The 7,124-nt window shown below is 71.3% G+C and carries 7 protein-coding genes; 4 read left to right on the top strand and 3 right to left on the bottom strand.

The window, feature by feature from the left end:
* On the bottom strand, positions 1-247 hold a 247-nt coding region (locus tag VJS38_RS05910), incomplete at its 3' end, for an aminotransferase class IV (protein WP_324087230.1).
* 171 nt (positions 248-418) lie between these two features.
* Positions 419-1,195: a tyrosine-protein phosphatase gene (locus VJS38_RS05905; RefSeq protein WP_324087229.1), complete on the bottom strand. Its 777-nt coding sequence runs from the start codon at positions 1,193-1,195 to the stop codon at positions 419-421.
* A 106-nt stretch (positions 1,196-1,301) separates the two neighbouring features.
* Here VJS38_RS05905 and VJS38_RS05900 point away from each other — a divergent pair, with 106 nt between their 5' ends.
* Positions 1,302-2,180, top strand: a complete 879-nt coding sequence (locus VJS38_RS05900; protein ID WP_324087228.1) for an SGNH/GDSL hydrolase family protein — start codon at positions 1,302-1,304, stop codon at positions 2,178-2,180.
* A gap of 1 nt (position 2,181) precedes the next feature.
* Here VJS38_RS05900 and VJS38_RS05895 read toward each other — a convergent pair whose 3' ends face one another.
* A complete protein-coding gene (locus VJS38_RS05895; protein WP_324087227.1) occupies positions 2,182-3,633 on the bottom strand; it encodes an AMP nucleosidase in 1,452 nt (483 codons plus the stop codon).
* 117 nt (positions 3,634-3,750) lie between these two features.
* Here VJS38_RS05895 and VJS38_RS05890 point away from each other — a divergent pair, with 117 nt between their 5' ends.
* The 3 genes from VJS38_RS05890 to VJS38_RS05880 all read left to right on the top strand — a co-directional run.
* Positions 3,751-4,995 carry a dicarboxylate/amino acid:cation symporter gene (locus VJS38_RS05890; RefSeq protein WP_324087226.1) on the top strand — a complete coding sequence of 415 codons (1,245 nt, stop codon included), beginning with the start codon at positions 3,751-3,753 and terminating at the stop codon, positions 4,993-4,995.
* Between the two features lie 46 nt (positions 4,996-5,041).
* The gene (locus VJS38_RS05885; RefSeq protein WP_324087225.1) at positions 5,042-6,487 is read left to right on the top strand and encodes a bifunctional diguanylate cyclase/phosphodiesterase; all 1,446 of its coding nucleotides are present in this window, start codon (positions 5,042-5,044) and stop codon (positions 6,485-6,487) included.
* Positions 6,488-6,711: 224 nt separating this feature from the next.
* On the top strand, positions 6,712-7,124 hold a 413-nt coding region (locus VJS38_RS05880; protein ID WP_324087224.1), incomplete at its 3' end, for a M48 family metalloprotease.

Raw genomic sequence — 7,124 nt, 5'->3', positions numbered from 1 at the left:
CGGAGCCGGCGGTCAGCGTCAGCCGCACCGCCGCGCGCTGCTCGCCCAGCCCCGCGTCCGCCAAGGCGCGGCGCATCAGCCGTTCGGCAAAGGCCCGGTCCGGCGCCGGCAGGCCGAGCGTGGCGCAGCCGGCGGTCAGCCGGTCGAGATGAGCCTCCGGGCGGACGAGCTCACCCCGCCGGGCCAGCAGCGTCTCGAAGAGGCCGTCGCCCAGGGTGAAGCCGCGATCATCCGCCGGAAATCTCATGCGCGGTCGTCCACCGGCAAGTCCTGCATCATCACTCCGTGAAACACGTGCAGGTGATTAGGTATGAAGCGCCATCTTGCGCAATGCTGATCGCAGGCTTCTCCGAGAGGTCTGTCCCTGAGGCGCCCGTCGCAGTTGGCGGAAACTGCGGCGGGCGTATCCTATTCTCGATCAGGCCACGAGCCGCTCTTGGACCTGTTCGCGCAGGCCAGCATCGAGCCCCAGGGTCTTTTCCAGATAGCCGTCGAGCGAGCCGTCCCGCGCCGCGATGACTTCGAAGGCGCGGTCGAGGTAGTCGGCGTCGACGCCGACGGCGATGCGCAGCGCCTCATCGGTCGGCCGCTTGCCGGTCAGGCGCTGGAGGAACGGACCGATCGAGGCGATCTTGGCCGCCATCCGCTCCTCGTCGTTGGTCAGCAGATAGTCGTGCAGGATGTCGTCGCGGTGCACGCCCGCCACGTGGTGGGTGAGCGCGCAGATCAGGCCGGTGCGGTCCTTGCCCGCGGCGCAATGCACCAGCACCGCCCCGTCGCTGTCGGCCAGGGCGCGGAAGTAGCGCCGGTAGAGGTCGACGTGGCGCGGCTCGTAGGGCGCGCGTGCGTAGAAGCCCAGGCAATGGTCGCGGAACCAGGCCGCCGACAGGTCGGACGCTTCCAGCACCAGCTGCTCGAAGCTCAGGTGGTCCTCGCTCTGGTCGTTGTCGACCACGTGGCAGGCGAAGCCGTCCCACCGGCGCGACGGCTCGCGCCGGCGCTCGTCCGGCTGGCGCAGGTCGACGATGACGGCGAGCCCCAGGGCGCGCAGGCGCTCGAGGTCGGCGTCGCTGGCCCGCGCATGGTTCGCCGAGCGGTAGAGCCGGCCGCCCTTGAGCCGTCGGCCCGACGCGGTCGCGTAGCCGCCGAAGTCGCGGAAATTGTGGATGCCGTCGAAGTCGAGATGTCGAGTCATGGCCCGGAACTTAGCGTCCGGATCGGACAGAATCGAGAACGCCCGTGCGGCTTGCACGCCCGGCGCGGCTGTGGGCCAATCGGGTGACGTCAAGGAGGGGCGCGCCGTGAGCCATTCTTCGAGTTCCGGTCTGACGGCCCTCCTGGTCGCCACCTCGCTCCTCGCTCCGCCCGCCCTGGCGGCGAGCGGCCCCCAGCCGCTGCCGGCAGGCGCGAAATATGTGGCGATGGGCAGCTCCTACGCCTCGGGCCCCGGCGTCACCAGCTCGGCCGACACGCCGCCGAACCGCTGCACGCGCTCGGCGGACAACTACGCCCACTTGCTGGCCCGCAAGCGCGGCTTCAGCCTGACCGACGCCAGCTGCAGCGGGGCCACGACCAGCAACCTCTTGGGCCCCTGGGGCGAGCTGCCGGCGCAGGTCGACGCGGTGGACGCCGACACCCGGCTGGTGACCATCACGATCGGCGGCAACGACCTGGGCTATGTGGGCGGGCTGATGGCGGCCTCGTGCGCCGAGCTCGCCGCCAAGGTCGCCGCCAGCACCGGCAAGGAAGCCCCGGCCGCCGCTTGCCCGCGGATCCCGCCGCCGAGCGAGCAGGCCTACCTCGATCTCGAGGCGCGGATGCGCAACATCGCCGCCGAGGTGCGCCGGCGCGCGCCCGCCGCGCGGCTCGTCTTCGTACAGTATCCGGCCGTGCTGCCGCCGCATGGGACCTGCGCCGCGGTCCCGCTCAGTCCGGCGCAAGCCGACGCCAGCCGGCGCATCGCCATGCGGCTGGCGGAGATCACCGACCACGTGGCGAAGGAGAGCGGCGCCGAGGTGCTGCAGACGCAGCTCCTGACCGCCCGCCACAGCGCCTGCGCCGAGGATCCGTGGATGAACGGCTATGCGCAGCCGGGCGCGCCGGTGCGGGGCGCCATCTACCACCCGAACCTCGAAGGGATGACCGCGGTGGCCGAGGCGCTGGACCGGATGCTGCCGTAGCTCAGCGGAACGGCGGCTCGTCGAAGCTGCGCAGCTTGCGCGAGTGCAGGCGCGCGCCCTCCTCGCGCAGGCGGTCGAGGCTGGCCAGGCCGATCTGCAGGTGCTGGCCGATCGCCCGCTCGTAGAAGGCGTTGGCCTGGCCGGGCAGCTTGATCTCGCCGTGCAGCGGCTTGTCCGAGACGCAGAGCAGGGTCCCGTAGGGGACGCGGAAGCGGTAGCCCTGGGCGGCGATGGTGGCGCTCTCCATGTCGATGGCGACCGCCCGGCTCTGGTTGAAGCGCAGCGCGCTCTTCGAGTAGCGCAGCTCCCAGTTCCGATCGTCCGTGGTGATCACCGTCCCGGTGCGCAGGCGCCGCTTGAGGATCTCGCCGGTCTCGCCGGTGACGGTCTCGGCGGCGCCGTTCAGCGCCACCTGCACCTCGGCGATCGGCGGGATCGGGATCTCCGGCGGCAGCACCCCGTCCAGCACGTGGTCGTCGCGCAGGTAGGCGTGGGCCAGGACGTAATCGCCGATGGTCTGGGAGCCGCGCAGCCCGCCGCAGTGGCCGATCATCAGCCAGGCCTGGGGCCTCAGCACCGCGACGTGGTCGCAGATGGTCTTGGCGTTCGAGGGGCCGACGCCGATGTTGATCAGGGTGACGCCGGTCCGCCCCTCGGCCATCAGGTGGTAGGCGGGCATCTGGTGGCGCCGCCAGGGCGCGGCGGCGACCACGGCCTCCGGATCCTCGGTCTTCGCGGTCGCCATGACCCCGCCGGCGGCGGAAAGCGCCTGGTAGCGGCCGCCGGCCTTCAGCTGGCGGCAACTCCAGCGGACGAACTCGTCGACGTAGCGGTGATAGTTGGTGAACAGCACGTACTGCTGGACGTGCTCGGCGGGCGCGCCGGTGTAATGGGCGAGCCTCGCCAGCGAGAAGTCGGTGCGCAAGGCGTCGAACAGCGCGAGCGGCCGCGGCGCGTCGAGCGAGCCCAGCCAGTAGCCGTCGGCCACCTCGTCGCCGATGTAGGCCAGCTCCGTGGTCGGAAAGTGCCGGGCGATCTCGGCGGAGCTGTATTCCGCGAGCGCCAGGTCGGGGCTGCCCTCCAGCACATAGGGAAACGGGATCTCCTGGAGCGAGCGGCGAACCTCGATCTCGACGGCGAAGTCCTGTTGCAGGAGCGACAGCTGCTCGATCAGGTAGTTGCGGAAGAGGTCCGGCCGGGTCACCGTCACCGCATAGCTGCCCGGCGCGGCGATGCGGGCGAAGGCCCGGCTGATGCGCGGAAAGGGCTCGCCGCCGGGCCAGGTCAGGCGCAGCTCCGGATAGGCGAAGGCCCCGTCGCGGCGCAGCTCGGCAGACGGCGGCGCCCCGCCGTTCAGAAAGGTCCGCAAGGCGGCGCGCAGCGCCTCCACGCTGGCGGCGTACTCGCGTTCCAACTGGTCGACGATGCGGGCGGCGTCTGTCTTGGCGCTCATGCGGCAATATAGCCCCGCCTTGCCCAGGCGGCGAGACGCTGGGACAAGGGCGGCCATGAACCTTTCATGTCGCCCCGGGAATTCCGGCCGGCCGTGAGAGGACTTCGGGGGGCTCGGATGAACCGGCTTTTCACAACCTTCGTCGTGGGCGCCATGGTGCTGGGCGTGGCGACCGGCTGGGCGGTCCACGAATGGGCCAGCCCCGCCGGGGCCAAGGCCGTCGCCGAGAACCTCTCGATCGTCACCGACGTCTTCCTGCGGCTGATCAAGATGATCATCGCGCCGCTGGTCTTCTCCACCCTGGTCGCCGGCATCGCCCACATGGAGGACGCCGGCGCGATCGGCCGCGTGGGGGTCAAGGCGCTCGGCTGGTTCATCGGCGCCTCGATCGTCTCGCTGACCATCGGCCTCGTCATGGTCCACCTGCTGCAGCCGGGCGCGGGCCTGCACCTGGCCGCACCCGACGGGGCCGCGGCCGCGGCGACGGTGGACGTCTCGAAGTTCACCCTGAAGGGCTTCGTCACCCACCTGGTCCCGGCCTCCATCGTCGAGGCCATGGCGGGTAACGAGATCCTGCAGATCGTCGTCTTTTCGATCTTCGTCGGCACGGCGGTCGCCGCCATCGACGAGCGCGCGCCGGCGGTGCTGGCGCTGGTCGAGCAGGTCGCGGCCATCATGCTGAAGGTGACCGGCTATGTGATGCGCACCGCGCCGCTGGCCATCTTCGCCGCGCTCGCCGCCACCGTGGCCACCCAGGGCCTCGACGTGCTGGCCACCTACGCCCGCTTCGTCGGCGGCTTCTACCTGTCGCTGGCGCTGCTCTGGGGACTCCTGATCTCGGTGCTGCTGCTCATCGTCGGCCCCAGGGCGGCGAGCCTGGTCGCCGCCATCCGCAGCCCGGCGCTGCTCGCCTTCTCCACCGCCTCGTCCGAGGCCGCCTATCCGCGCACGCTCGAGGAGCTGCAGCGCTGGGGCGTCTCGCGCCGGGTGGCGAGCTTCGTGCTGCCGCTCGGCTACTCGTTCAACCTCGACGGGTCGATGATGTACTGCACCTTCGCGACCCTGTTCATCGCCCAGGTCTACGGCGTGCCGCTGTCCATCGGACAGCAGGTCACCATGCTGTTCCTGCTGATGGTGACCTCCAAGGGCATGGCGGGCGTCCCGCGCGCCTCGCTGGTGGTGATCGCCGCCACCCTGGCCTACTTCCGCCTGCCCGAGGCGGGCCTGCTCTTGATCCTCGCCGTCGACCATCTGCTCGACATGGGCCGCTCGGCCACCAACGTCGTCGGCAACACCGTCGCCAGCGCCGTCGTGGCGCGTTGGGAAGGCCAGATCCAAACGCCGAATACGGCCAAGGCCTAACAAGCCTTAGCCATCTCCGTTTACGGCGGATTCTCCTCAGCGTGCGATGGCTGAGCTTCGATTCACCCGAGGCTTCAGCCCCTTCGTGCCGCTTCAGCCCAACACCGCCCCGGACCTCGCCGCGCGCGTCGCCGAGCTCGAAGCCGAGCGGGCGATGTTGCTGCGCCTTGCCCGCACAGACGCGCTGACCGGCCTGCTCAACCGCCCGTCCTTCACCGCGGCCCTGGGCGAGCGGCTGCTGGCGGCCAAGGCCGACGGCGAGCCGCTGGCGCTGTTCGTCATCGACCTCGACCGCTTCAAGCACCTGAACGACAGCCTGGGCCACGCGGGCGGCGACCTCCTGCTGGCCGAGATCGGCGCCCGCCTGCGGGCCGACGCCGCCGGCGGCGAGCTGGTCGGCCGGCTGGGCGCCGACGAGTTCGCCCTGGTCAGCGCCGACCTCGACATCGCCCGGCGCGCCGAGCGGATCGTGGCGGTGCTCTGCCAGCCCCTCTCCATCCACGGCCGCGGCCTGGCCCCGGGCGTCAGCGTCGGCGTCGCCGTGAGTCCGCAGGACGCGCTGGGTCCCGGCGACCTGCAGCGCTGCGCCGACCGGGCGATGCAGCGGGCCAAGGCGCATGGCGGGCGGCGCTGGTCGGCGTTCGACGGCGAGTTGAAGGCCGAGAACGAGCGCCGCCGCACCCTTGAAGCCGAGCTGCGCCGGGCCATTCCCGCCGGCGAGATCGAGCCCTGGTTCCAGCCGGTGGTCGACTGCTCCCACGGCCGCACGGTCGGCGTCGAGGTGTTGTGCCGCTGGCGCCATCCGCAAGAAGGCTTGCTGACGCCGGCCGCCTTCATCCCGATCGCCGAGGAGCTGGGCCTGATCGGCCGCATCGACGAGGCGGTGTTCGAGGCGGCCTGCGCCCGCGCCGCGCCCTGGGTCGCCGAGGGCCTGATCGCCAACGTCTCCTGCAACGTCTCGCCGCGGGACCTGCTGGACCCGGGCTTCTCGCGCAAGCTGATCGGCCGGCTCTCGCGCACCGCGCTTCCGCCGACGGCGCTGACGGTCGAGATCACCGAGACCTTCCTGCTGCAGGACATGGCGCTGGCCCGCCGGCACATCGAGCGGCTCGCCGCGCGCGGCGTGAACATCGCCCTCGACGACTTCGGCACCGGCTATTCGAACCTGCGGGCGCTGATGAACCTGCCGATCCAGACGGTGAAGCTGGACCGCAGCCTGATCGACGACGTGGCCCGCAACCCGCGGGTCTCCAAGCTGGTGTCCTCGATGATGCACGCCGCGCGCGCCCTCGGCGTCTCGGTCGTCGCCGAGGGGATCGAGGAGGAGGCCCAGGCGATCATCCTGCGCGCCGCCGGCTGCGACCGGATGCAGGGCTACTGGTTCGCCCGGCCGATGGACGCCCAGGCGATGGAGGCGCGGCTCCACGCGGAGAGACAGGCCCCGGAAGCGCCGCTGCCGGTTCCGACCCCACGGGTCGCGACGGCCCACTAGCCCCGGCAATACCCCGGGCGCCCGACGCCAGCCCTACCAGTATGGCCCGGCCCTACCGCAGCGCGGGCAGTCAGACCCTAGACTAAGGCCGCCTCGCCACCCTGAAGATCCCGGGCCGGCTTCCTTAGCGATTTTTAATCCGCGGGCGGGCGACCGCGCCTTCCGGCGCACGGAGCGCGGCCCCATATTTCAAGCTCGACACAATCGCCGAGCCTCTCGGAGCCATGCGCAACCACCTTCGGACCTTCATGCTGCTGGCGGCGCTGACCGCCCTTTTCGTCGGCGTGGGCTACGCCATCGGCGGCCCCAGCGGCATGCTGATCGCCCTCGTCCTGGCGGCGGGCATGAACCTGATCAGCTACTGGAACGCCGACAAGATCGTGCTCGCCATGTACCGGGCCCAACCGGCGGAGGCGAACGACCCCGACCCTCTGATCCGCACCTACGCCGCCGACGTTCGCGAGCTGGCGAGCCGCGCCGGCCTGCCCCAGCCCAAGGTCTACGTCATCGACCAGGATCAGCCGAACGCCTTCGCCACCGGCCGCGATCCGGCGCACGCCGCCGTCGCCGCCACCCGCGGCCTGTTGCGGATGCTGGACCGGCGCGAGATCCGCGGCGTCATGGCCCACGAGCTGGC

The organism is Phenylobacterium sp., assembly GCF_035276905.1.
In the GTDB taxonomy this organism is placed as follows: domain Bacteria; phylum Pseudomonadota; class Alphaproteobacteria; order Caulobacterales; family Caulobacteraceae; genus Phenylobacterium.
Note: the sequence above shows the minus strand (reverse complement) of the source record. Positions and strands in the feature narration are given on the sequence as shown.